Below are 21376 nucleotides of genomic sequence, written 5' to 3' on the forward strand. Positions count from 1 at the left end.
TTCCAGATCTCTCAGTTTAATGTTTCCTGAAGAAGATGGACTGCAAAACCGCCCGCATCTTCTTTCAGGTAAGCAGCTAAGATATGACCTGCTTCATTTTTTTTGACAGACTCCGTTTGAATACCAAAACCCTTCCTTTGCAGATAGAATATTGCCCGCCCGATATCACAGGTTCCAACCGCTATATGCCCATTTTTCCCCTGTCCTGCGGTTTTTACAGCCTCAACATAATCTCCGGTGAAGCCGGAGGTCTGCCCCCAGAGAGTCTGTACATTCAGAATCTGCTCCAATGTTTTCGCTGCCTCCATCCCATAATTGATCCCCAGATGTGCAAACCGCAGCCCGAGCATTGCCGTTAAAGTCCGGTTAATATCGCTTTTCAAGCCTTCCAGGTCGCCTTTTCTCAGCTTTTCTTTTTTAATCAGCCAGCTGCCCCCGCATGCAGCCATTCTTGGAAATGCAAGGGACGAGGCTAAATTCTCATCATTGATTCCTCCGGTTGCCAAAAATTCCATTTTGCCAAAAGGGGCTGAGATTGCTTTGAGCATCGGGATCCCGCCCAACTGCATAAACGGAAATATCTTCACAACCTTAAGCCCCAGGTTCTGCGCCTGTCCCAGATCTGTTGGAGTCATACACCCCGGAAATACAGGAATTTCCTCCTCAAGGCAATATTCTATCATGCCGGGATTCATACCAGGCGCCAGTACAAACTGTGCTCCCGCTTTGATCGCCCGCTCCGCCATATCCGCATCCAGCACCGTCCCTGCTCCGACCAACATATCCGGATAGGTGCTTCTGAGAATACGGATTGCTTCCTCCGCCGCGCCGGACCGAAACGTAATCTCCACAATGGGCAGGCTGCAATCCGTCAGTGCTCTGCCAAGTACATACGCATCCTGCGGATCATCCAGCGTAACAAGAGGCATCACTCCGTACTCGCGGATTTTTTCTAATATCTTGTCCATAAAACAGCCTCCTGACTATTCTCTTCCTTCAAAGCAATAAGCATATGGTTTACTTGGTATGAACTCTCCCTGTCCCATTTCGCCCACAAATTGTGCATGTTCTACTACTTTTTTACCGCGCAGCAGTACGGTTTCCACCTGCCCGATCTGCTCTCTTCCTTCATAAATATTATAGTCTACGCCATTCGGGTTATCCGCAAGTTTTATAACACCTCTGTAGTCCGGATTGAAAATGACAATATCCGCATCTGACCCAACTGCTATGGTACCTTTTCTTGGATATATGCCATTAATCTTTGCAGGCATTTCCGAACATACCTCCACAAACTTCTGTCTGGAAATCCTGTTTTTAGCCACGCCATTTGTCCAGATCATATGAATGCGGTCGGCTGCCCCGGGAGCCCCGTTTGGTATATCCACAAAATTTTCCCTTCCCGTCTGCTTCATTTCTGCAAGGTCAATTCCACAGTGATCCGATACCACAGCGCTTAATACACCATCATATAACGCCTGCCACATGGCGTCAATATCACTCTCATCACGGAGCGCCGGCGAACATACGAATTGGGCGGCAATATTAAAGTCCGGATCTTTCAGGCGGTCCTTTGTCGTCGTAAGATACTGTGTACATGTCTCGCCATATACTCTCTGTTTTTTATATCTTGCCTCTGCAATGGCGTCTGACGCCCCCTTGCAGGAAACATGTACGATAAAAAGCGGTGCGTCTAACTGATCCGCTATGTAGATGGCTCTCTGGGCAGCCTCTGTCTCAACAAGCGGCGGGCGGGATACCGCATGGAATTCCGGCGTTACATTCCCGGCTTTTACACACTCCTTCTGCAGCATATCGATGATCTCTCCATTTTCCGCATGCACAAATACGGTTACCCCCACCTTTTTACTTTCCTGGAGTACCTTATATAAGGTATCGTCCCCTACGTGGAGCGGGGAACCAATATACGCCATAAACACCTTGATACTTGCAATGCCATAGTCCGGCAGCTGTTTTATCTCGTCAAACATAGCGTCCGTCACTTCGGTTACCAGAGAATGCAGGGCAAAATCAACGCATGTCTTACCCTTTGCCCTCGTGTTGATACGGTACTGTGCAGATTCAATCAGCCCGCAGCCCGGATCCTGGGGCGCGTAATCTATAATCGTAGTAGTCCCCCCTACGATAACTGCTTTCGTTGTCTCGTATCCTGCGGTATCCTTATCGCCCGAATTACAAAGTGCAGAAAAGTGGGTGTGCTGGTCGATTCCTCCCGGAAATACATATTTTCCCTCTGCATCAATCACCTCATCCGTCTCTTGCCCTATATTCTGTCCAACCGCAGCAATTTTTTCATCAATGATTAAAATATCGGCTTTTACCTCGTTTTCCGCTGTCAATACGGTTCCATTCTTTATTAAAATACTCATATGTATGCCCCTTCCTTCTTATTTCTTTTTCATTCTCTGGATGGATGTTATGGTGACAGCCAGAAAAATGACAAGCCCTTTCGCAATGTCCTGGTTGTAATACTGAACGTTGCAGAGGGTCAGTCCATTTGTAAGAACTCCGATAATCATAGCACCCACAAAGGTTCCCGCAATATTAGGTTCCCCGCTCTTAAATGCCGTTCCCCCAACATAGACGGTGGCCAGCGCTTCCATCAGATAATTATCCCCCGCCGTAGGATGTGCGGTTCCAAGCTTAGACGCCAGGATCAATGCGGCCAGTCCTGCGCCGACACCGCTGACAACATAAGCCCAGATCAGATTCGCCTTTACATTTACACCTGACATCAGGGATGCCTCTTCATTACCGCCGATTGCATAAACATGTCTTCCGAACCTTGTAAAGTTAAGCAGTATAAAAATAATAACCAGAAATACAATCATAAAAAATATGGAAGTCGGTATTCCCTTAACAAACTTAGCGCCAAATATGCTGAACTCCGCCGGGAGCCCTGAGATCGGATGCCCTTTTGTATAGGACTGGTTAAAGCCTGAAATCAAAAATCCCAAGGATAAAGTCGCAATAAAATCAGGAATCCCAATTAATGCCACAGCAATACCGCTCAGGCTCCCCAGTATGGCCCCCGCTATCAAAGTCAGGATCGCTGCAGGCAGAACAGGAATCCCGAAGTCTACCATCAGCGCACCTGCAACAATTCCAAGAAAACTGGTCGTATAGCCTATCGTCAGGTCAATGCGGTTTGTAATCATAACAACCGTAAGGCCTCCGCCCAGTATGCTCAAGATTACAATCTGCCTCAGTACGGTCAAAAGATTGCCCACACTTAAAAATGTGCTTGGCCGTAATACCGAAAATGCGATGCACAGAAGCACCAAAAACATCAATGTCCCGTATTTCATCACAAATTCTGAAAAATGCACTTTCTTTTTCATTTGCACCTGTCCTGTCATATTAGCCTCCTATAGAATATTTCAGAATGGTCTCCGCATCCTGGAACTCTTCACTGCCCAATACTCCCGTAACCCGGCCCTCCCGCATGACTGCAACCCTGTCGCAGATTGACTGCAGTTCCGGTATTTCGGATGAAATAATAATGACAGATGCTCCCCGTTCTGAAATTTTCTCTATCAATGTATAAATCTCGCTTTTTGCCCCCACATCTATCCCTCTGGTCGGTTCATCAAATATAAAGATATCCACCGGCATGTCTACAAATTTCGCCAGGACAACCTTCTGCTGGTTCCCGCCGCTTAATGCACCGGCCGGGCTTTCAATGCCGGGGCAGGAGAGCTGTAACTCCTCCCGCAGTTTTTCCGCGCTTTCCACTTCTTTACTCTTATTCATAAATCCGGCTTTACTGAATCTTTTCAGCTTCGTAAGCGACGCATTCTGGCGGATAGACAGATTCATAACAAGTCCCTGTTTTCTTCTCTCTTCCGGGATTAAAACCAGCCCCGCAGCCATGGATTCACGGATATTTTTAAACCTGACCCTGTTTCCTTTATAGGTGACTTCACCGCTCTTCATGGGATCAATGCCAAGAACTGCGCGTATCATCTCTGTACGCCCAGAACCGACTAGTCCATAGAAGCCCAGAATTTCTCCTTTTTTCAAAGAAAAATGTACATCCGCCACCATTCTTTCGCATGACAGTCCCTCGACCTTCAGGATCTCTTCCCCGAACTCTTTTAGATTCTTTTTAATATCCAGACTTTCCGAGGATCTGTTGACCATCTCTTTAATCAGCTGGTCAACCGTGATATCCGCGGTCCGATGGGTTCCGATCGCCTGACCGTCGCGCAGTACTGTGATTTCGTCACAGATTTCAAAAATCTCCTCTAATTTATGGGATATGTAAATAATGGTTTTTCCAATGCTTCTCAAGTATTTCATGTACTCCAGAAACTCCTTGATTTCCTTAACGCCCAGCCTGGCGGTAGGTTCATCCATAATGATCACTTCTGCATCCAGCGACAGCACTTTTGCAATTACAAGCATTTGTTTGTCTGAAACACTCAGTTTACCGGCAGACGTTCTTGGATCCAGATGAATCTTGAGTTCTTTCAGAATCGTTTCTGCTTCTTCAAACATTTTGCTGCGTGATACCAGGCCCGGCCCTTTTACCTGCTCACGCCCCAGATAAATATTTTCGGCTACGGTAAAATAATCTACTAATGCCAGTTCCTGAGGCACAATCGCAAGCTTATGATCCTGGGCCTCTATCACAGACCTTATGTTCATTTCTTTTCCGAACAGATAAACGGACCCCTGTTCTTTCTTAATAATTCCGCAAAGTATCTTCATTAAGGTGGATTTTCCCGCCCCATTCTCGCCAAGCAGGGCATGGATAGTCCCCTTTTTTATCTGCAGGTTTACGTCATGGAGTGCGCATATGCCATTGAAATATTTACTGATATTTCTCATTTCTACTGCCATTTCCTGCTCTGCCATATTTACTCCTTTCCGGCTTAAAACAGTTTTTGTATTTGAGTATTGGGCGCCTGCAAGCGCCCTTTACAATTCTTATTCGCTTTCTTTCAGATAGGACTCTGTCCTTTCAATCCATTCATCTACATTTTCCTCTGTGATCATAATAAATGGCATCTCATGGAACATCTTTACTTCCGCTCCGGAAGATAAATCAGCCACCGTCTGAATAACATCATCGGTCGTTGCCTCCAAGTCAGCTACGGATGTCGCAATAATATATTTTCCGTCTTTTATCATACGGAGCACATCAATTTCTCCGTCGGCTCCTACAATTTTGATATCCTTCTTGCCCAGCGCTTCGCATGCCTGTGCCGCCCCCAGTGCCTCCAGGTCAAAGGTACACCAGATTGTCTTAACGTCCGGATTCTGCTGCAGTGCGCTTTCCACGCCGTTATAAGCAAGTTCTGTCGTTCCCGGATATCCCGTTGTTACGCGGTTTACCAGTTTAATGTTGGCATATTCCTTCAGCATTGCTTCCTGGACATTTACTCTTGCCCGGATAGCAGGATGATCATTATGCCCGGTTGCTATAATTTCACCCTCATACCCCATCTCTCCTGCAAGCATCATATACATTGCGGATGCCAGGGCAAAATCGTTTTTTGCAAAGTAAGCAGAAATCCCCGGAATATATCCTGATTCTACGCTGATTACGTATACACCCTTTTCAGATGCCTCTTTTACCGCATTGGTCAGCCCTTCTGTATCGCCGTTCAAAACAACAATCACATTGCATCCCTGCTGAACCAGATTCTCAATATCCGTGGACTGCTGGGTTGCCGTGCCGTTCGCATTGGTCGCAACGTATTCATAACCGGCTGCCTCTGCCTTATTCTGCATCATTTCAAATACCTGGCGGTTATTAATCGCATCCAGCGCATTGATACTGATACCGACCTTAACATCGCCGGAATCCAATACCTTAGCCGGCTCTCCGGACTCTTCTTTTGTCTCCTCTGTCTGTTCAGCTTTAGGTTCAGGCTGTTTTTCATCTTTGCTTCCCCCGGAACATCCTGCAAGAAGTGCGGAACATACGATTACACAACTAAGTACAAATGCTAACAATCTTTTCTTTCTCATACATATTTCCTCCTATTTACCACATATCATCGGTTTTCCTGGCATCCATGTTACCGTTTCAAGATCATAACCTGCATATTCTTTTTTCTCAGGATAACTCCAAGTATTTGATTTGCTGGTGCCAAGCCCCATTTCCACAAATGCTTCTGCAAACTTTACGGCCGGCATAACCCCGTCGAGCACCGGAACCCCCAATTCCTTCTTTATCTTTTCTACAAAATCAACAAACCCTGCACATCCAAGAAGAATACACTCCGCCTTGTCCTCACTCACTGCAAGTCTGCTTTGATGCAGAAGCGCATCCAGCCCTCTTTGCGGGCTTTCTCCAAATTCCAGAACACTGAGTCCCGTGGAGCGGATGGATCTGCAGAATTTTTCTGCTCCATAATTGACAACCACATCTTCCGTCACCTTGATTGAACGGTCCAGAACAGATACAATTGAAAAATACGGTGCAATTACTTTGGCAGCGGCGATGGCGGACTCTGCAATTCCTAAGACCGGTTTGTCCGTGATTTCCCTTGCTGCCTGTAGGCCGGGATCTCCAAAGCAGGCAATGACATACGCATCGGCCTCTTCCTGCTCCCCTTTCTGGACTTCCCGCAATACTCCGGGAATCGCCAGATATTCGTCTACATAACACTCGATACTGTTTACACCGACAGTTGGGTTGACCGCATATATTTCAGTATCTTTTCGCGCATACTTTTCTGCACAGCTTTGAATGCTCTGTGTCATAGCCACTGTCGTATTTGGATTGATCAGTTTTATTTTCATACTGCCTCCCCCTCATCACTGCCGGTCAATCATTCGAATCGCATCCAACAGTATATTACTTCCTTTTATGATATCTTCCGGTCTGCTTTCTTCCCTTATATTATGGCTGATTCCGCCGATACTCGGGATAAAAATCATTGCTGAAGGTGTGAATAATGCCATGTTTATCCCATCATGACCAGCACCACTTGGCATATGGCAGAAGTTTGTTTTTCTTCCAAGACAGCACTTTTGAAAGACTTCCATTAATTCTCCATCCATATTTGTCGCTTCCTGCCACAGAAAATTTTCAATTGTAATATCTTCACTCTGAAACTCTGATTTAAATTTATGGATGGCTTTTTTGATATCCTGCGTATCCATACATCTTAGTTCAATCATAAATTCCGTTAATCCGGGGATTACATTGACTGCGCCGGGTTCCACCCGGATTTTCCCTATGGTGCATGTCATATCGGAGTTTATATCCCGTGCGATATCCATCATTCCCGTGATCATGGGAGCTGCTTTTACCAGAGCATCATCGCGCAGATTCATGGGAGTACTGCCGGCATGATTGGTTTTACCTGCAACAGTCACCCTATACCTTGCAATTCCTACAATGCCCTGCACAATTCCAAAGGGGATCTGCTCTTGTTCCAGCCGTCCACCCTGTTCAATATGTAATTCCAGATAGCATCTGTAATCTTCCGGATTCCGCCTGGCATTCAGGATATCCGTTTCCGTAATATTGTACCTGACTGCCCTTTGCAGCGAATCTGGTTCCTGGGGCTGTCCGGTAAAGGCTTTACTTCCAAATGTGCCGCCAACCACATTCCCCTCTTCCTCGGTAAATGCAATCACTTCTATGCTGTGTCTGCTGCGGTATCCGGCTGATTTTAATGCCCTTACTGCTTCAATCCCTGCCAGAACTCCCAGGGCGCCGTCATAGATTCCGCCTCCCGGTACTGTATCAATATGGGAGCCTATGGATATGATTTTGTCGGTTTCCCCTTTCAGCACACCGGTAAGATTACCGACTTCATCAACCCTTGCTGCCATCCCGCTACTTTCCATCAGCTGCTTCACATAATTCCGCCCCTGGTTAAATGTTTCGGAATATGCCATTCGGCTCGTTCCAACACCCTCTTTATATCCTATATTTCCAAGTTCTGTAAGCTCCTTGAGGAGCCTGTCACCATTAATATCCATTCAGGTTACCTCCTGGCTGTTAAAGAGTTTTTACAAATTCTTCGATTAAATGCATGCCTCTTTCAATCGTTTCCAGGGAAGTTGCATAAGACAGCCTGATATATCCTTCTCCTCCTTCACCAAAAGCAGTTCCCGGAACTACCACCACCTGTTTTTCTTCTAAAAGCCTGTCTGCAAACTCTTCTGATGTCAAAGGAAGATTCCTGATATTCACAAATGCATAAAAGGTACCCTTTGGCGCGCTGCAGGACATGCCGGGAATTGCATTCAGCCTTGTCACCATCACATCGCGCCTTTCCTTATACTTTTCCACCATATATTCCTTGTAATCCTGCGGGCCGGTCAAAGCTTCCAGGGCCGCATACTGGCTGGGCATAGCTGCGCATGCCGCCACATTTTCCTGCAGTTTCGTGATATTGCTTATCACCTCTTCCGGCCCTGCGGCATATCCCACTCTCCACCCTGTCATGGCATACCCTTTTGAAAAACTGTTAATCACAATGGTACGTTCTTTCATTCCTTCCACGGAAGCAATGGAGGGAGCTTTGGTTCCATTATAAACAATGGTTTTGTATACCTCATCCGAGATCACCGCAAGCCCGTGCTTTTTGGCTGCCTGTGCAATTGCTTCCAGACTCTGCATATCAAGCACTCCTCCGGTCGGATTGGAAGGGGAATTTAATATGACCGCTTTGGTCTTCTCCGTAATCGCCTTCTCCAGATCATTTACATCCAGCATAAAGTGATTCTCTTCTCTGCATATGACGAATACAGGAACTCCATCACACATCTTTACCTGCTGTACATAATTCGTCCAGTAAGGCTCACTTATAATGACTTCATCCCCCGGATTAATGAGTACTTTCAGCGAAAGATATAAAGCCCCCATAGCCCCTACTGTTACCGTAATCTCCCGATCCGCATCATAGTTCTGCCCAGTCTCTTTATTTAGGGCTTCACCAATCGCTTTTCTAAGCGGAAGCAGCCCTGCATTTGCGGAATATTTTGTATATCCCTGCCGGATGGCCCGGCATCCGGCATCTACCACATTTTCGGAAGCTGTAAAATCCGGCTCCCCCAATGTAAAACTAATTACATTATCATACAGCAATGCTTTATTAAACATCTTCCGTATGGAGGATGGTTTTATACCTTGCGTATTTCTGGATATTTCCATATGATTCCTCCTTTGTCCCGCATTGTGAAACACCATCTCATTTTTAGGTAATAAGTGTAAAATGCAGGACTTGCATTTCATATAATGAATCGCGATTTCATTTTTTAACATTCTAGCATTGCAATTGTGCATATTCAACATTTATTATCTGTTTTATTTCGTTTTAATTATATTTTTATACTAATTTTTATCATTCACCAAATTTTATTAGTGAATTTTTACCATTATTTATACTATTTAAGACTTTTAATATGTTTATCTTGACGAACTTTTTTTATTTCTTCTTATTTTAGCTTGCGTTTTTTAAGTTTTATAAAAGAGAGAGCCTGAAATATTTACTAAACAGCCTTATCTTCGTAAAAACGGACAAAAAAAAGGGCCATACCCTTTTTTCTTTTTCCTCAGCTATTCTATTTTCCCCAATAAATCTGTAAATGAAAAGGCGCATTACATAAAATGTAATACGCCCTAACATAGTTCAATCCAAGTCTGATGCTGTATATTCCGGAACTCCTGTCATGCTCTGCATGGATGCCTGATCCGATGTCTCTTCAAGATGCCTTAACTGATGTCTGTACCTGATGTCTGTCCTGCTGTCTTACCCGATGTCTGTCCAAAATGTCCTGTCCGGAGATCTTAAAAGAAAAAGGGCCGCCTCTAAATGCGACGCCTTTGTCTGCCTGGTTTTCTTGAACTTGTAATTTATTCTATACTTTCCTTCCCAAATCGTCAATGTTACAATTTTCTAAAATTCAGGTGGAAATTTTTAATCTCTCTGTCTATGTTGACTAATTCTTAACAATATGATTATTTCTGACGTTCCAAATAATTGTAAATCTCCCGTTTCTGAACTCCACGGTCTTTTGCTACCGTCTTCATAGCCTCTTTTTTTGCCATTCCCCGGGAAGTATAATATTCCATATGTGCCTCAATGCTCATCTCTTCCCATTTTTCCTGTTCTTCACGGACAGCCTCACTGCGGCTGCGGCCCTCAACCACAAGCACACATTCCCCCTTTGGCTCATGCTCCCCATAATACAAAGCAGCCTCCTCAAGGGTCGTAGTAAATGCAGTCTCATACTTTTTCGTCAGCTCTCTGCAGACGGTAATCCGTCTGTTCCCCAGACGCTCCAGAAGAAGCTTCAGCGTCTTCACAAGCCTGTGCGGCGCCTCATACAAAATAATCGTCCGAAACTCTCCCTCCAGTTCTTCCAGCACCCACTCCCTCTCCTTCTTGTCCGTGGGAAGAAAAGCTTCAAAAGCAAACCTCCTGGTAGACAGACCGGATATTGTCAGCGCCGTAATGCAAGCCGACGCACCCGGAAGAGAGGTCACTGTTATCCCTGCTTCGCAGCACATCCGGACAAGTTCCTCTCCCGGATCTGAGATCCCGGGTGTTCCCGCATCTGTAATCAGCGCAATATTCTGGCCGTCCAGCAGCTTTTCCACAAGTTTTCGGCCCTTCTCAAACTTATTATATTCATGGTAGCTAGTCATAGGAGTCCGGATCTCAAAATGATTCAGCAGTCTGATACTATTGCGTGTATCTTCCGCCGCGATCAGATCCGCCTCCTTCAGAGTCCGGATCACCCGAAACGTCATATCCTCAAGATTTCCGATCGGGGTAGCGCATAAGTATAATATTCCTGACATAACTCCTCCTTATCAGCCACAGATATCCCACCCGCTGTCTATTGGTAACCGTTCGGGCAAGTCTGAACGGTTACATCTATTTGTACATAATAACAGGAGGTTCGATTTTTACCCTGGACTTTCCGCCCTTGATTCCTTCAATCAGAACCATCGTCGGCTCTTTATCCACATACGGGTGGATAAACTGGATACGCTTCGGTTCGATCTTATACTGATTCATCTTGATAATAATCTCTGCAAGACGAAACGGTTTGTGAATCATATAAAATCTACCTTTGCTCTCCTGCAGCAGCTTCCCGCTCTCCCGCAGTATATCATCCAGCGTACAGAGCACCTCATGCCTGGCAATGGCTTTGGCATCCCCGGGATTCTGAAGTCCGTGCTCCGCCAGCATATACGGGGGGTTTGTCACGATAACATCAAAAAAGGCAGGCCGAAATATCTCCGCTGCCTCTTTGATATCTCCTGTTACAATATCAATCCGGTCTCCCAGCCGGTTGTGCTCCACACTTCGCACCGCCATATCTGCGCTTTCCGCCTGTATCTCCAGCCCCGTAAAATGCTTTCCCTGCGTCTTTGCCGCGAGGAGAATGGGCAGGATACCCGTCCCAGTCCCCAAATCCAGAACCGTCTCCTCTTTTTTTACTCTTACAAAATCGGAGAGCAGAACGGCATCGATCCCAAAACAGAACCTCTCCGGATTCTGAATAATCTCATATCCGTCCAGCTGGAGATCATCCAGCCTCTCTCCCGGTCTTAACTTAGTTGTCATCTAACTTCGATGCTCCTTCACCTTTTTCCAGCGCGGCCAGCTTCTTCATCTCTTCCTTGGACACCTTTGCCTTTTTACGCCGCGGCCTGAACTTCAGTTCCTCCGCTCTGTATTCCCGTATCTCTTTTTCATCGTTTTCCAGCACCACTATAACCTTTACAAGCTTCCGCAGTACGCTCAGTGAATGAACCGTTCCTGAAAGCCCCTCCGGCGTTGTAACGGTATCTCCCAAAGTAGGAAGCTGGCTGTTCAGCTCCTCGTATGTCTCTTCCTCGTTGGTCAGGCAGCACATCAAACGGCCGCAAACGCCCGATATCTTCGTCGGATTCAGGGACAAATTCTGCTCCTTCGCCATCTTGATAGAAACTGCAGCAAATTCAGATAAATAAGTATTGCAACACAAAGGTCTCCCGCATATGCCGATTCCTCCGCGGATCTTTGTCTCATCCCTCACACCGATTTGACGGAGTTCGATCCTGGTTCTGAATACTGCTGCCAGATCCTTTACCAGCTCCCTGAAATCGATCCTGCCATCCGCCGTAAAATAAAACAGCACTTTATTATTGTCAAATGTATATTCAGCATCAATCAGTTTCATATCCAGGCCGTGCTTGCGGATCTTCTCCAGACATATCTTAAAGGCATCTTTTTCCTTCTCACGGTTCTTCTCCTCTACTTTGCGGTCCTGCTCAGTAGCCACACGGATCACCGACTTCAGCGGCTGCACAACTTCCTCGTCCTTCACCTCTTTTGGTCCGCTTACAACACGCCCGTATTCTACGCCTCTCGCTGTCTCAACAATTACATTGTCACCCTGTGTGATATCAAACTTCCCCGGTGCAAAGAAGTATATCTTTCCTGCAGTGCGGAATCTCACACCTATTACTTTCGTCATCCCGTTAATTCTCCTTTATTGTCAATAAAAGCAATTCCATAGTCAATTCAAAGTTTACATTCGCCTTCAGGCGGGACTTTGCCTTTTCCAGTGCATCCAGAATAATCTCGATTCCCTCATAAGAACTCTTGCTCGCCCGTTCTTTAATATACTTCAGCTGATCCGAAAATACAACCCTGTCCACATTTCTGGTTGCCTTATAAATAAGCACATCCCTGTACCATACTGCGATCACATCCATGTAATCCGTGATCTCCAGCTTATAAGACATGCATCTCTTCACTGCCTCGATCAGTTCATTCAAATCCAAATCATTGATATTTCTCAGCAAATGAACCGCTTCTTCCTTAATCTCGTTAAAATGTTCCGAAGTGGCCAGCATAATGGCCTTTCCCATATTGCCCTGAGCAAACGCCACACAGACATCCGCTTTATAATCCGGCACCTGCATCTGTTCCATCAAATACTTTTTCACAAGCTGGTCCTTAATATTCCGCAGCTTGAGCATCACACATCTGGACCTGATTGTGGGAAGCAGCGTCTCCGCATTCTCCGTAAGCAGCATAATAACCGCATATTCCGGCGGCTCTTCAATCGTCTTAAGAATCGCGTTCTGGGCCTGTACGCTCATCATATCCGCATCTGCTATAATATAAATCTTATATCTGCTGCTGTATGGTTTGATCACAATATCATTATTTACCTGTTCACGGATATCGTCGATGCTGATCGTATTGGGTTTCTCATGCGTAACCTTAATGATATCCGGCTGATTCTGATTCAGCGCCTGTTTGCAGGACTGGCATTTGCCGCAGGCATCTCCGTCTTCCTCCCGGTTCCGGCACTGCAGGCTCATCGCAAATAAATTAGCAAGCAGCTTCTTGCCTGCCCCTTTTTCCCCATTCATTATATATGCATGTGAGACCTTGTCCGTCTTCACTGCATTGCCTATATATTGTATAATATTTTTGTGTCCGACTACATCCTTAAAACCGCTCATTACATCACCTGCTGCCTCTCCGTATTCCTTTGTAAGTTACCATCTGGTTACTGTACTTGTTCAAAGTATGAACAGTTACGTTTATTGTACAATAGGTTTCTTACAAAGTTGTGAACTACTCATTAAGTATATCATAAATTTTCATGAAGATATAGCCCATAAATACGGGATTTCTTCGAGAATTTATCACTGGTTACTGTTCACACCCTATGGGTGTGCACAGTAACGGCATCTGCCCATTTAAAGTCGCCTACGGCGAAGGGCAGATGCCCCGAGACCATCACTTCATCGGCTCCGATGCCGTGCAGCGAGGTGCACGGCACGGTCTGAACAGTAACTATCACTGCCCTATCACAGTCAATTAATTTATTATCGAATTATTTTTTAAGAAACAACTTTCAGCACAGTGAGTCCGTAAAACACTTTTCAATGTCCTTAAAACGCCCCAAAATCAAAAAAATAAAGGGAAAGGTGATTTCCCTCCGCCTGACTGCTGTTTTGTCCCAAATAGGGCATGAAATGTTTTTTGAATCATCACTCTTTTTTCTATTTTTCACTCATAATTTATCTCCGATCCGGACATCCTATACTGAGGTGAGAATATGGCATCTTATATAGCACCGGAACTCCGGGACAAGTTTGAATCATTACCGATCAACTTGAAAGACTGTATACTCGAAAGAAATGTCCAATTAAAGAACATTCACGACCTGATTCGTGTACTCGAGGATATAGTAGCAGAGGGAGAAGCAGAGTAATCTGTTTCTCCCTCTTTGTATAAATAAACTATCCCTCATCCATCTCTCTCTCCAGATACATCTGTATTTCCTGAATACATTCTTCCATATTATTATTTTGAAACCGCCTTATAATTCCTGCATTTTCCAGGTTTTCTTCTGAAAAATCTTCCTGGTCTGCCAGAAACCGTCTGCACATCTCGGAATACTTAGGCTCACTTTGCTGCTGCTCTCTCATAAGCGCCCTTGAGAGCCTTTCCCCGTCCTCCACTTCTATATAAACAGGTACCAGCCTGTCCTTCCCAAAATACAGGCGCATTTCCTCATAAGACTGCAGCGTCCCAATGACAATATAGTCATATTTTTCCAGATCTATCTGCCCGTCGTCTGCCGTAAAATACTTCCATACGCCGCATTTTGTATGATAGGCTCTCATCTCAATGACAGCCCCCTGCTTCTCCAGACTTTCCAGCTTTGCCTCATCAGTGAAATAATACTCCACCCCATCCGTTTCCCCTGCCCGGATCGGCCTTGTCGTATATAGAATAATCGTTCTGAACTGAGGCAGTATCTCCTTCAATTTTTTAAAAATAGTATCTTTTCCGGAGGAACTTTTTCCCATAATGTAACATATCTTACCCATTGATCAACACCTCAATTTTTCCTTCTTCTTTCAAACCTTCCACAGAAAATCCCAGATTCCGGTATTTTTCAAGTAAAGCGGCTGCTTCTTCAGAAATCTCTTCCCCGGGAACAATTAACGGAATCCCAGGAGGATAAATATAAGCATATTCTGATGAAACTCTACCAACAGATTTTCCCCATTCCAGGCTTTGGGTTCTACGGCCGCTTCCTCTTCCCACAGCTTCTTTTGTCTCTGCACTCGTATATATCTGCCTAAGCGGAGGAAGTGCAAAATCTGCAGACACCCCTTTTTCAGCTGACAGGCCCGCATCAATTTCCAGCAGCGCATCTGTGAGGCGCTTCATGCCCTCTTTTGTGTCTCCCATCGAAGTCATGGCAATCACATAAGACCCGGCCGCCATCTCCAGCTGCAGATGGTATCGCTCCAAAAGAGTCATATAGAGCTGCCGTCCCGTTATACCAGTCCCTTTTACTGAAATCACTATCTTAGATTTATCATATACTTCTGTTTCAAGTAGTTTCAAACAATTTAATTTTCGCATCAATTCACGTGACTGCTTTAATAACACTGCATATTTATCAAGATACGTATGCCCTTCATAGGACATCATCTCAACGCATACATCTATACCTGCCATCAGTACATAGGAAGGACTGCTCGTCTGCAGCATATGCAGATACTGCGTGATCTCCCCACTGATATCCAGATTTTCTTTTAAATTCTTATTTTCATTGATATGGATTAAGGCTGTCTGTGTCAGTGCAGGAAGAGTTTTATGAAGGCTGTGTATAACCACATCGGCCCCAAGGGATACTGAATTTTTCGGAAAATATGGATGAAACCCCAGATGGGCTCCATGAGCCTCATCGACAATCAAAGGAATCCCCTTCCTGTGAACCACAGCCGCAATAGATTTTATATCCGATACAACTCCGTCATATGTTGGAGACGTAATTACCACCGCCTTGATATCCACATACTTATCCAAGGCATTTTCTACATCCTCTGATTTAACAGGTCCGTTTAATTCCATATCTGTATAAAATTGCGGGTAAATATATACTGGTCTCAGTTCATGCATTAAAACTGCATGGTAAACTGATTTGTGGCAGTTTCTCGCCATTAAGATTCTGTCCCCTTTTGCCGTACACCCCATTACAGCGCTCAAGATCCCTGTTGTACTGCCATTAATCAGGTAATGTGTCTCTAAAGAATGGTACAATGCAGCAGCACGCTCTTCTGCCTCCTTTAAAATACCTCTTGCATGGTGCAGATCATCAAATCCTTCTATCTCTGTAATATCGATTGAATACGGCAGATCACAACCTGTCAGGATTCCTTTCCGCTTGTGCCCCGGCATATGAAATCCATAATAATCAGAACGGCTGTATTCCCGCAATTTTTTATATAAATTGTCCATTCATACTCCTATACTCCGGCTAACGCCGTAAATTCCATTTCTACGTCTAATTTTTCCGTCCAATAACCCTCTTATATGGTACCATAAAATAAGGGATAACCACAATCTTTTTAGCTGTCTTGGGAGAATGAAACCAATGCGCGCCCGCAGATTGTGGATAATTACAATCTGCATAAAAACTAAAATACCGCAAACCCTCTGTATTTTAAGGATTTGCGGCATTTTTTTGAATGAGCGTGCGGGGATTCGAACCCCGGACAACTTGATTAAAAGTCAAGTGCTCAAAGTGCCGCGAACGCCCAGTTTTAGGCGTTTTCTGGATTTGCCTTGGACATTTTTTGGACATTATGATTTTATAGACTTTATAGGACGCATCCAAATTGCACAAAAACACCACCTACGGCGCATTCGCGCTTTCAGTGGTTCACCTGTATTTTCACATTTTTGCTACCGATTGTCAAGTCAGTGAGACCTGGTCATTTCTGCCCGGCCCACCAGCTTATATGCCGTATGGAGTATATTGTGCATCATATCCGTTGTCATTGTTGACCCATTCCGCATTTCGACATCCATTTTATTTCCGGGAATGCTCCGGAATTCCTGGTATAGATGCCAGGTATCTATGGATTCATATTGTACATAAGGGGTTATTTCCATTGTCCAGTCCTCACTTAGTTTCTTCTCTATCTATTCCTATTATAAAAAGAGAGCCGGTGTATACTCCCGACTCTCCCTTGCATATGCACCTAATAGTAAAAACTATCAATGCCCTATAGATAAATAGTTTTTTTCAATCCACGGCTGTACAAGTACTTATACAGCCGACTGGGCAACTATTAGACATGATTATTATACTATAATGGATTAAAAGCGTCAATTATTAATTGCATCGGACCATAATTCATAGAATGGTATGTATTCACAATATTCTATGTACCCCGATTTATCTGTTAAATCAAACTCCTCCTTACCGCAATCTATAACTGCTATTATTTTACATATCTCAATTCCTTTGAGATACATATTGCAATAATAATTACGGTCATCGTAATATCCTGATCTGGATTTATATATTTCCCCCATTACTCCTAATTCTTTCAGTCTTTCGATTTTCTTGACTGATTGTTGGCAATATGGGAAATAGAAGTCGCAGCATGTAAGCATATTGTAAATTTCACAATATTTTTCTGGTAATATTTTTATTAAATATCTCATATAAGGCATATAATATACAGTCCTGTCAGTACGATCATTGTCTGCAATCTTATATTCACTGGCGTTTTCATTCTCTTTGAAAATAGATATAGAATGAAAATTGTATATTCCATCGTCAGACGAAAATGCCTCTAAAATTGTGCCAGATGAAATGTCTTTTTGTTGATCTGATCTTTTTAGGGCGCCATTTTCCTCTAAGTACAAAATTGACATAGCTTTTAATAAATACAGTTTTCGCTGTTCATCTTTATAAAATCTAGTTAGTTCGTATTCTCTTCGGTTATATGACTCTTTTTTCATGCGTCCACAGTATTTTGCCGCATGATTTATTTTTCTGACACAATTTAATATGTTAATATTCTTCATGGTATATCCCTCCTGGAACTGTTTATTTACTCTTCTTGACATTTTTTCGTTTTTTGTTATAATATAATTGTTATACACAGTAACAGACGGGTTACTGCGGTCACTGGGGCCATCTCCCCGGTGTGGATTGGAATACGTTTAGTTTTACCTTTATAAAGAGGAGCCTCTATTTAGGATGGCTCCTTTTTATTTTCAATTTGTGTTAATTATATGCAACAAATCCATGTTCAACCAGGGATTTTTCAAGCGTTCCGCCTTCCCTGGCGTAACAATAGACAGTAAGTGTATTTTCTACGTAGTCGTCTCCGCTCCATTGCGGATATACGTCCCATCCAAAAACAAGACCGCCGCAAGTTGTATATTCAACCCCAAATGCAGATATGTCAATCCCGCATTCGCCCCACCCTACAGAGTTTCCGGTTGTTCTGTCAAACAGGACATTTCTTGCGAGGGCGTCAACTACAAACCCTTCTGTGCAGAATTCCTCTAACTCTTTTTTACACCATTTTTTATCTGGTTCATCTACTTCTACTATGTACGCGTTTGTATCTGCATTCTGAAATACAGAATCATTCACACTATAGCTTGCTTGCATAAGTTTCGCAAAAACTTTTGCAAAGTTATCCACGCTGTCATTAATTTCATATTTTTTCATCATATTCTCCTTCTTTCTCCCGGCTTTTCCCGGCCGGGGCGGAATTCCTTGATTACCACACCAGATGTCCATTCTCCACATAATACCAATCATCCCCGCCCCAGCATTCGTCAAGAAGGTCTTCTCCAGTACAATAGTGTTCGTTTTTTACTTCTTCATATCTCACTTCTAATCCAAGCGCCTCAGCAGCTTCTTTTCTATGATGTCCGTCTATGAGGATAAAAAGGTTATTTCCATTTAAATCCTGCATTTCTGCATCTATGATCGGAAGTGTTATAAATTCATCATTCTTGATTTCTTCTATTTTCTGTTCTACTATTTCCTCATCAATGTATCTCTGACTGCTGATAATCTTCATCTTCATTTCCTCCGTTTTGTTTTCTTGTTTTCCTTACCTTGTAACTATATTATATCACTATTATTCGTGATTGTCAATAGCTTTTTCTCCTTTTTTAGAGATTTTTTGATTGACTTTTGTCGAGATTAGAGTATTATTATAGGTAGATACGATAAAAAGGAGGTGCTAAGATTGCTGGAATACAAAATAGATATAATCACCGCATTAAAAAAAGCCGGTATAAACACTACTACCGCCAAAAACACTGGGCTGTTTAGCCAGTCAACCATGCGGAAATTCCGTGATAATGATACAAGCATATCACTGGATAACCTTAATCGGCTGTGCTGTATACTAGAAATGCAGCCACGGGACTTGATAAAGTTTGTAGAGACTGAGGATGATAGGGAAAACATTTTATCTAAAATTAGTGATTAATGATTGACATTCACTAATTTTAGTGATATAATAAAGATAGTTAAGGAAGGCAAGTAACTTAACAATATCGGAAGGGAGAGCATATGGAAGAAATGGATAAAAAAGAAATCAAAGAAGTAATTGAATGGTGTGACGAAAAAGGTCATTCGGAACACGAAATACTGGAACTGATAAGACGGATTGTAGACGCAAAGCCAAGGAAGGAAAAAGAAAAAACAGAATAGGGTTAACAGGGAGGGCGGGCTTGCCACCGCTCCCCATCAAAGAAATTATAGCAACTTAGCACTCCAAAATCAAGGAGGATATGATTATGAATACAATTATCGGATATGCAAATTATGACGTTTTACGCCATGAAAAACGGACTATCTTTACATTTGGCTGCCCTCACAGCCAAGCGAGCATAAGTGAAAAAGTGGAAATAGAACTTCCTGCAGGATTTGAAATTTGTGAAAACACTGCCGGCGAAACGATGATCGTAACGCCAGATGGCGCTACTTACTTGGCGAATGAAATCTTATTAAGTTTCGGCGGCTCTCCTGTAATGGAGTGGTACGATGGTGAGAAAGTGCACCGCGTTACATGTAGCTTTAAAATGGTATAACCCACCATTAAGGAGGAATAAGCATGAAAAGTGAAATTGTAGAATATTATGAATCATGCGGTTCTATACGTCAGACCAGAAAAGCATTCTCCATGAGCTGTCAAAAAGTCAGAAAAATACTGATTACAGAGGGCGCTTTTGAGTCTGACACAAGCAGAGCTGTTAACGATTTATATTCTAAGGGATTATCTATTGACGATATATCACGTAAGCTCAAACTTACCAAGACTTGTGTAAATAGTTACCTGCCCTATACAAAGGGCGTCTATAATTCGGATGCTCCAACAAAAAATGCAAAAATTTTGAGAGAGTGGAGACGCTCGAAAAAGGAAGGCGAAAAAAATGAATAAAATAGAAGACTTAATCATCGATGCTTTACAAGCAGATGATTATAAACTTAGGATAAGATTTTTAGTTGCAGGATTAATGTCTTGCGAAAGTAACGACACTCCTGAAAAGATTAAAAAAAATAATGAATGGCTTCATGATATTATCGCATTTATTGATAGTTATCACAATGATGACCAAGAAATAAATGCTTTTTTATGTAAAATATCTGAATCAATAAATTCTTATCTTAATTATAGCCCGGAATCCTGATGGTCCCGGGCTATAATATTATTTCTGTGTTCTCTTGATCGCTGCCTGCAGCCTTGCATGCCACGGTGCCTTACTCTGCCAGCTAAAACATGGTATATCCTTGCCGTTGTTTGCCTTGTAAATGCTGTTCAATACGGTCATTTCGTCCGGATGCGAAAGCGGATGAAAATTCAATCCATCAAAATAAATCACCGGTCCCTTGCCATCTACTGTGTAAAAACATTGCATAGTTGTTTCTCTCCCTTCATTTCTGGTTTCTTTTTTGTCAGTTACTGCGCTTCCCCCGCCCGCTAGGCGGTTCTTAAAATCATTCCAGATGCTTTCATTCCCCGGCAGCCAACCAGCCCAGCCAGGGCAGCTCTTACCACACACATCCCAGTGACGCACCACGCGTTCGGTTGGGATCCCGTATCTTTTCATCAGACTTTTTGTCAGACTTACCGCATTATCGATTGTCCGGTCAGAAATCTTCCCGCCTGAGGAACACATCTCAATGCTGATGGAATTGTAATTGGTACAGAGTCCAAACAGGTTCCCACCATAATCTACACCCACCGCCCAGGCTGAATCATTAAGTGATACAACTTCATACACGTCTGATTCATCCACAAATAAATGAGCCGATGCACCTCGTTTTGTATCCCGGAAGTAGTTTGCATTAGCTTTTGCGGTATCTGTCAGGTTGCCAGTATAATGCATGACGATATAGAGCCTGCCTGAATTACCTGGGGTATAGTTGACATTGGTGTGATCTGTCACATAGTTATATCCCATGCTTACTCCTCCTGTCCTTCCATGACACCCATTAATTTTTCGATTCCGACCATTCCGAAATCCTCTACCACCTGCGGGGTAAATACCTCTTCTGTCAATACTTCTTTTTCTTCTGACAT

At 43.6% G+C, this 21376-nt stretch carries 24 protein-coding genes and 1 tRNA gene; 6 read left to right on the plus strand and 19 right to left on the minus strand.

The features are described 5' to 3' along the window. Window positions 1-11: 11 nt before the first annotated feature. From ARB69_RS03495 to ARB69_RS03550, 12 genes are all read right to left on the minus strand, one after another. Complete coding sequence (locus tag ARB69_RS03495) at window positions 12-968, minus strand: bifunctional 4-hydroxy-2-oxoglutarate aldolase/2-dehydro-3-deoxy-phosphogluconate aldolase (protein WP_050639257.1); 957 nt, start codon at window positions 966-968, stop codon at window positions 12-14. Between the two features lie 15 nt (window positions 969-983). Further along, complete coding sequence (gene hydA / locus ARB69_RS03500) at window positions 984-2390, minus strand: dihydropyrimidinase (RefSeq protein ID WP_055151119.1); 1407 nt, start codon at window positions 2388-2390, stop codon at window positions 984-986. An 18-nt stretch (window positions 2391-2408) separates the two neighbouring features. Further along, window positions 2409-3380: an ABC transporter permease gene (locus ARB69_RS03505; protein ID WP_025653924.1), complete on the minus strand. Its 972-nt coding sequence runs from the start codon at window positions 3378-3380 to the stop codon at window positions 2409-2411. A 1-nt stretch (window position 3381) separates the two neighbouring features. Beyond that, window positions 3382-4881 (minus strand): sugar ABC transporter ATP-binding protein, encoded by a 1500-nt coding sequence (locus tag ARB69_RS03510; protein ID WP_055151122.1) that lies wholly within the window; start codon window positions 4879-4881, stop codon window positions 3382-3384. Window positions 4882-4953: 72 nt separating this feature from the next. Beyond that, window positions 4954-6000 (minus strand): sugar ABC transporter substrate-binding protein, encoded by a 1047-nt coding sequence (locus ARB69_RS03515; protein WP_050639254.1) that lies wholly within the window; start codon window positions 5998-6000, stop codon window positions 4954-4956. Window positions 6001-6012: 12 nt separating this feature from the next. Beyond that, window positions 6013-6777 (minus strand): aspartate/glutamate racemase family protein, encoded by a 765-nt coding sequence (locus ARB69_RS03520; RefSeq protein WP_055151125.1) that lies wholly within the window; start codon window positions 6775-6777, stop codon window positions 6013-6015. A 15-nt stretch (window positions 6778-6792) separates the two neighbouring features. Beyond that, entirely contained in the window at window positions 6793-7968 is a 1176-nt protein-coding gene (locus tag ARB69_RS03525) for a M20 family metallo-hydrolase (protein WP_050639252.1), read from the minus strand. Window positions 7969-7987: 19 nt separating this feature from the next. Then, a complete protein-coding gene (locus ARB69_RS03530) occupies window positions 7988-9145 on the minus strand; it encodes a pyridoxal phosphate-dependent aminotransferase (protein WP_055151128.1) in 1158 nt (385 codons plus the stop codon). Between the two features lie 807 nt (window positions 9146-9952). Beyond that, on the minus strand, window positions 9953-10798 hold the full coding sequence (gene rsmI, locus ARB69_RS03535) for a 16S rRNA (cytidine(1402)-2'-O)-methyltransferase (RefSeq protein WP_050639250.1): 846 nt from the start codon (window positions 10796-10798) through the stop codon (window positions 9953-9955). 76 nt (window positions 10799-10874) lie between these two features. Further along, complete coding sequence (locus ARB69_RS03540; RefSeq protein ID WP_050639249.1) at window positions 10875-11570, minus strand: tRNA1(Val) (adenine(37)-N6)-methyltransferase; 696 nt, start codon at window positions 11568-11570, stop codon at window positions 10875-10877. Further along, window positions 11560-12465: a PSP1 domain-containing protein gene (locus ARB69_RS03545; protein ID WP_050639248.1), complete on the minus strand. Its 906-nt coding sequence runs from the start codon at window positions 12463-12465 to the stop codon at window positions 11560-11562. The genes ARB69_RS03540 and ARB69_RS03545 overlap by 11 nt, the downstream gene beginning before the upstream one ends. A 4-nt stretch (window positions 12466-12469) precedes the next feature. Next, window positions 12470-13465: an ATP-binding protein gene (locus ARB69_RS03550; protein ID WP_050639247.1), complete on the minus strand. Its 996-nt coding sequence runs from the start codon at window positions 13463-13465 to the stop codon at window positions 12470-12472. A 602-nt stretch (window positions 13466-14067) separates the two neighbouring features. Between ARB69_RS03550 and ARB69_RS27080 the strand changes: the two genes are divergently transcribed. Beyond that, the gene (locus ARB69_RS27080; protein WP_025653901.1) at window positions 14068-14223 is read left to right on the plus strand and encodes a hypothetical protein; all 156 of its coding nucleotides are present in this window, start codon (window positions 14068-14070) and stop codon (window positions 14221-14223) included. A 28-nt stretch (window positions 14224-14251) separates the two neighbouring features. Here the strand turns inward: ARB69_RS27080 and ARB69_RS03560 are convergent, their stop codons facing one another. The 6 genes from ARB69_RS03560 to ARB69_RS03590 all read right to left on the minus strand — a co-directional run bounded on the left by ARB69_RS03560 (window position 14252) and on the right by ARB69_RS03590 (window position 18862). Then, window positions 14252-14845 (minus strand): guanylate kinase, encoded by a 594-nt coding sequence (locus tag ARB69_RS03560; RefSeq protein ID WP_055151131.1) that lies wholly within the window; start codon window positions 14843-14845, stop codon window positions 14252-14254. After that, a complete protein-coding gene (locus ARB69_RS03565; RefSeq protein WP_055151134.1) occupies window positions 14838-16268 on the minus strand; it encodes an aminotransferase class I/II-fold pyridoxal phosphate-dependent enzyme in 1431 nt (476 codons plus the stop codon). Before ARB69_RS03565 ends, ARB69_RS03560 begins: the two co-directional genes overlap by 8 nt. Window positions 16269-16498: 230 nt before the next feature. Next, window positions 16499-16570 (minus strand) — tRNA-Lys (locus tag ARB69_RS03570). A 571-nt stretch (window positions 16571-17141) separates the two neighbouring features. Continuing rightward, window positions 17142-17849: a hypothetical protein gene (locus ARB69_RS03580; protein WP_055151142.1), complete on the minus strand. Its 708-nt coding sequence runs from the start codon at window positions 17847-17849 to the stop codon at window positions 17142-17144. Window positions 17850-18051: 202 nt separating this feature from the next. After that, window positions 18052-18504 (minus strand): hypothetical protein, encoded by a 453-nt coding sequence (locus ARB69_RS03585; RefSeq protein WP_167702480.1) that lies wholly within the window; start codon window positions 18502-18504, stop codon window positions 18052-18054. A 52-nt stretch (window positions 18505-18556) separates the two neighbouring features. Continuing rightward, the gene (locus ARB69_RS03590; protein ID WP_055151149.1) at window positions 18557-18862 is read right to left on the minus strand and encodes a ParB N-terminal domain-containing protein; all 306 of its coding nucleotides are present in this window, start codon (window positions 18860-18862) and stop codon (window positions 18557-18559) included. Window positions 18863-19024: 162 nt separating this feature from the next. Here ARB69_RS03590 and ARB69_RS03595 point away from each other — a divergent pair, with 162 nt between their 5' ends. The 5 genes from ARB69_RS03595 to ARB69_RS03610 all read left to right on the plus strand — a co-directional run bounded on the left by ARB69_RS03595 (window position 19025) and on the right by ARB69_RS03610 (window position 20483). Further along, entirely contained in the window at window positions 19025-19279 is a 255-nt protein-coding gene (locus ARB69_RS03595) for a helix-turn-helix domain-containing protein (RefSeq protein ID WP_242857520.1), read from the plus strand. Between the two features lie 83 nt (window positions 19280-19362). Then, a complete protein-coding gene (locus tag ARB69_RS26590) occupies window positions 19363-19503 on the plus strand; it encodes a hypothetical protein (protein ID WP_157355612.1) in 141 nt (46 codons plus the stop codon). Between the two features lie 86 nt (window positions 19504-19589). Beyond that, entirely contained in the window at window positions 19590-19883 is a 294-nt protein-coding gene (locus tag ARB69_RS03600; protein WP_055151155.1) for a hypothetical protein, read from the plus strand. A gap of 23 nt (window positions 19884-19906) precedes the next feature. After that, window positions 19907-20233 carry a hypothetical protein gene (locus tag ARB69_RS03605; RefSeq protein WP_055151158.1) on the plus strand — a complete coding sequence of 109 codons (327 nt, stop codon included), beginning with the start codon at window positions 19907-19909 and terminating at the stop codon, window positions 20231-20233. Further along, window positions 20226-20483 carry a hypothetical protein gene (locus tag ARB69_RS03610; protein WP_055151161.1) on the plus strand — a complete coding sequence of 86 codons (258 nt, stop codon included), beginning with the start codon at window positions 20226-20228 and terminating at the stop codon, window positions 20481-20483. Before ARB69_RS03605 ends, ARB69_RS03610 begins: the two co-directional genes overlap by 8 nt. An 18-nt stretch (window positions 20484-20501) precedes the next feature. Here ARB69_RS03610 and ARB69_RS03615 read toward each other — a convergent pair whose 3' ends face one another. Then, complete coding sequence (locus tag ARB69_RS03615) at window positions 20502-21257, minus strand: N-acetylmuramoyl-L-alanine amidase family protein (protein WP_055151163.1); 756 nt, start codon at window positions 21255-21257, stop codon at window positions 20502-20504. Window positions 21258-21376 lie beyond the last annotated feature (119 nt).

This window comes from Faecalicatena contorta (assembly GCF_001404335.1).
In the GTDB taxonomy this organism is placed as follows: domain Bacteria; phylum Bacillota; class Clostridia; order Lachnospirales; family Lachnospiraceae; genus Faecalicatena; species Faecalicatena contortus_B.

Excerpts from the sequence above, each read along its gene's own strand:
- ARB69_RS03495 (WP_050639257.1), bottom strand. The coding sequence starts at position 968 with ATGGACAAGATATTAGAAAAAATCCGCGAGTACGGAGTGATGCCTCTT.
- hydA (WP_055151119.1), bottom strand. The coding sequence starts at position 2,390 with ATGAGTATTTTAATAAAGAATGGAACCGTATTGACAGCGGAAAACGAG.
- ARB69_RS03505 (WP_025653924.1), bottom strand. The coding sequence starts at position 3,380 with ATGACAGGACAGGTGCAAATGAAAAAGAAAGTGCATTTTTCAGAATTT.
- ARB69_RS03510 (WP_055151122.1), bottom strand. The coding sequence starts at position 4,881 with ATGGCAGAGCAGGAAATGGCAGTAGAAATGAGAAATATCAGTAAATAT.
- ARB69_RS03515 (WP_050639254.1), bottom strand. The coding sequence starts at position 6,000 with ATGAGAAAGAAAAGATTGTTAGCATTTGTACTTAGTTGTGTAATCGTA.
- ARB69_RS03520 (WP_055151125.1), bottom strand. The coding sequence starts at position 6,777 with ATGAAAATAAAACTGATCAATCCAAATACGACAGTGGCTATGACACAG.
- ARB69_RS03525 (WP_050639252.1), bottom strand. The coding sequence starts at position 7,968 with ATGGATATTAATGGTGACAGGCTCCTCAAGGAGCTTACAGAACTTGGA.
- ARB69_RS03530 (WP_055151128.1), bottom strand. The coding sequence starts at position 9,145 with ATGGAAATATCCAGAAATACGCAAGGTATAAAACCATCCTCCATACGG.
- rsmI (WP_050639250.1), bottom strand. The coding sequence starts at position 10,798 with ATGTCAGGAATATTATACTTATGCGCTACCCCGATCGGAAATCTTGAG.
- ARB69_RS03540 (WP_050639249.1), bottom strand. The coding sequence starts at position 11,570 with ATGACAACTAAGTTAAGACCGGGAGAGAGGCTGGATGATCTCCAGCTG.
- ARB69_RS03545 (WP_050639248.1), bottom strand. The coding sequence starts at position 12,465 with ATGACGAAAGTAATAGGTGTGAGATTCCGCACTGCAGGAAAGATATAC.
- ARB69_RS03550 (WP_050639247.1), bottom strand. The coding sequence starts at position 13,465 with ATGAGCGGTTTTAAGGATGTAGTCGGACACAAAAATATTATACAATAT.
- ARB69_RS27080 (WP_025653901.1), top strand. The coding sequence starts at position 14,068 with ATGGCATCTTATATAGCACCGGAACTCCGGGACAAGTTTGAATCATTA.
- ARB69_RS03560 (WP_055151131.1), bottom strand. The coding sequence starts at position 14,845 with ATGGGTAAGATATGTTACATTATGGGAAAAAGTTCCTCCGGAAAAGAT.
- ARB69_RS03565 (WP_055151134.1), bottom strand. The coding sequence starts at position 16,268 with ATGGACAATTTATATAAAAAATTGCGGGAATACAGCCGTTCTGATTAT.
- ARB69_RS03580 (WP_055151142.1), bottom strand. The coding sequence starts at position 17,849 with ATGAAGAATATTAACATATTAAATTGTGTCAGAAAAATAAATCATGCG.
- ARB69_RS03585 (WP_167702480.1), bottom strand. The coding sequence starts at position 18,504 with ATGAAAAAATATGAAATTAATGACAGCGTGGATAACTTTGCAAAAGTT.
- ARB69_RS03590 (WP_055151149.1), bottom strand. The coding sequence starts at position 18,862 with ATGAAGATTATCAGCAGTCAGAGATACATTGATGAGGAAATAGTAGAA.
- ARB69_RS26590 (WP_157355612.1), top strand. The coding sequence starts at position 19,363 with ATGGAAGAAATGGATAAAAAAGAAATCAAAGAAGTAATTGAATGGTGT.
- ARB69_RS03600 (WP_055151155.1), top strand. The coding sequence starts at position 19,590 with ATGAATACAATTATCGGATATGCAAATTATGACGTTTTACGCCATGAA.
- ARB69_RS03605 (WP_055151158.1), top strand. The coding sequence starts at position 19,907 with ATGAAAAGTGAAATTGTAGAATATTATGAATCATGCGGTTCTATACGT.
- ARB69_RS03610 (WP_055151161.1), top strand. The coding sequence starts at position 20,226 with ATGAATAAAATAGAAGACTTAATCATCGATGCTTTACAAGCAGATGAT.
- ARB69_RS03615 (WP_055151163.1), bottom strand. The coding sequence starts at position 21,257 with ATGGGATATAACTATGTGACAGATCACACCAATGTCAACTATACCCCA.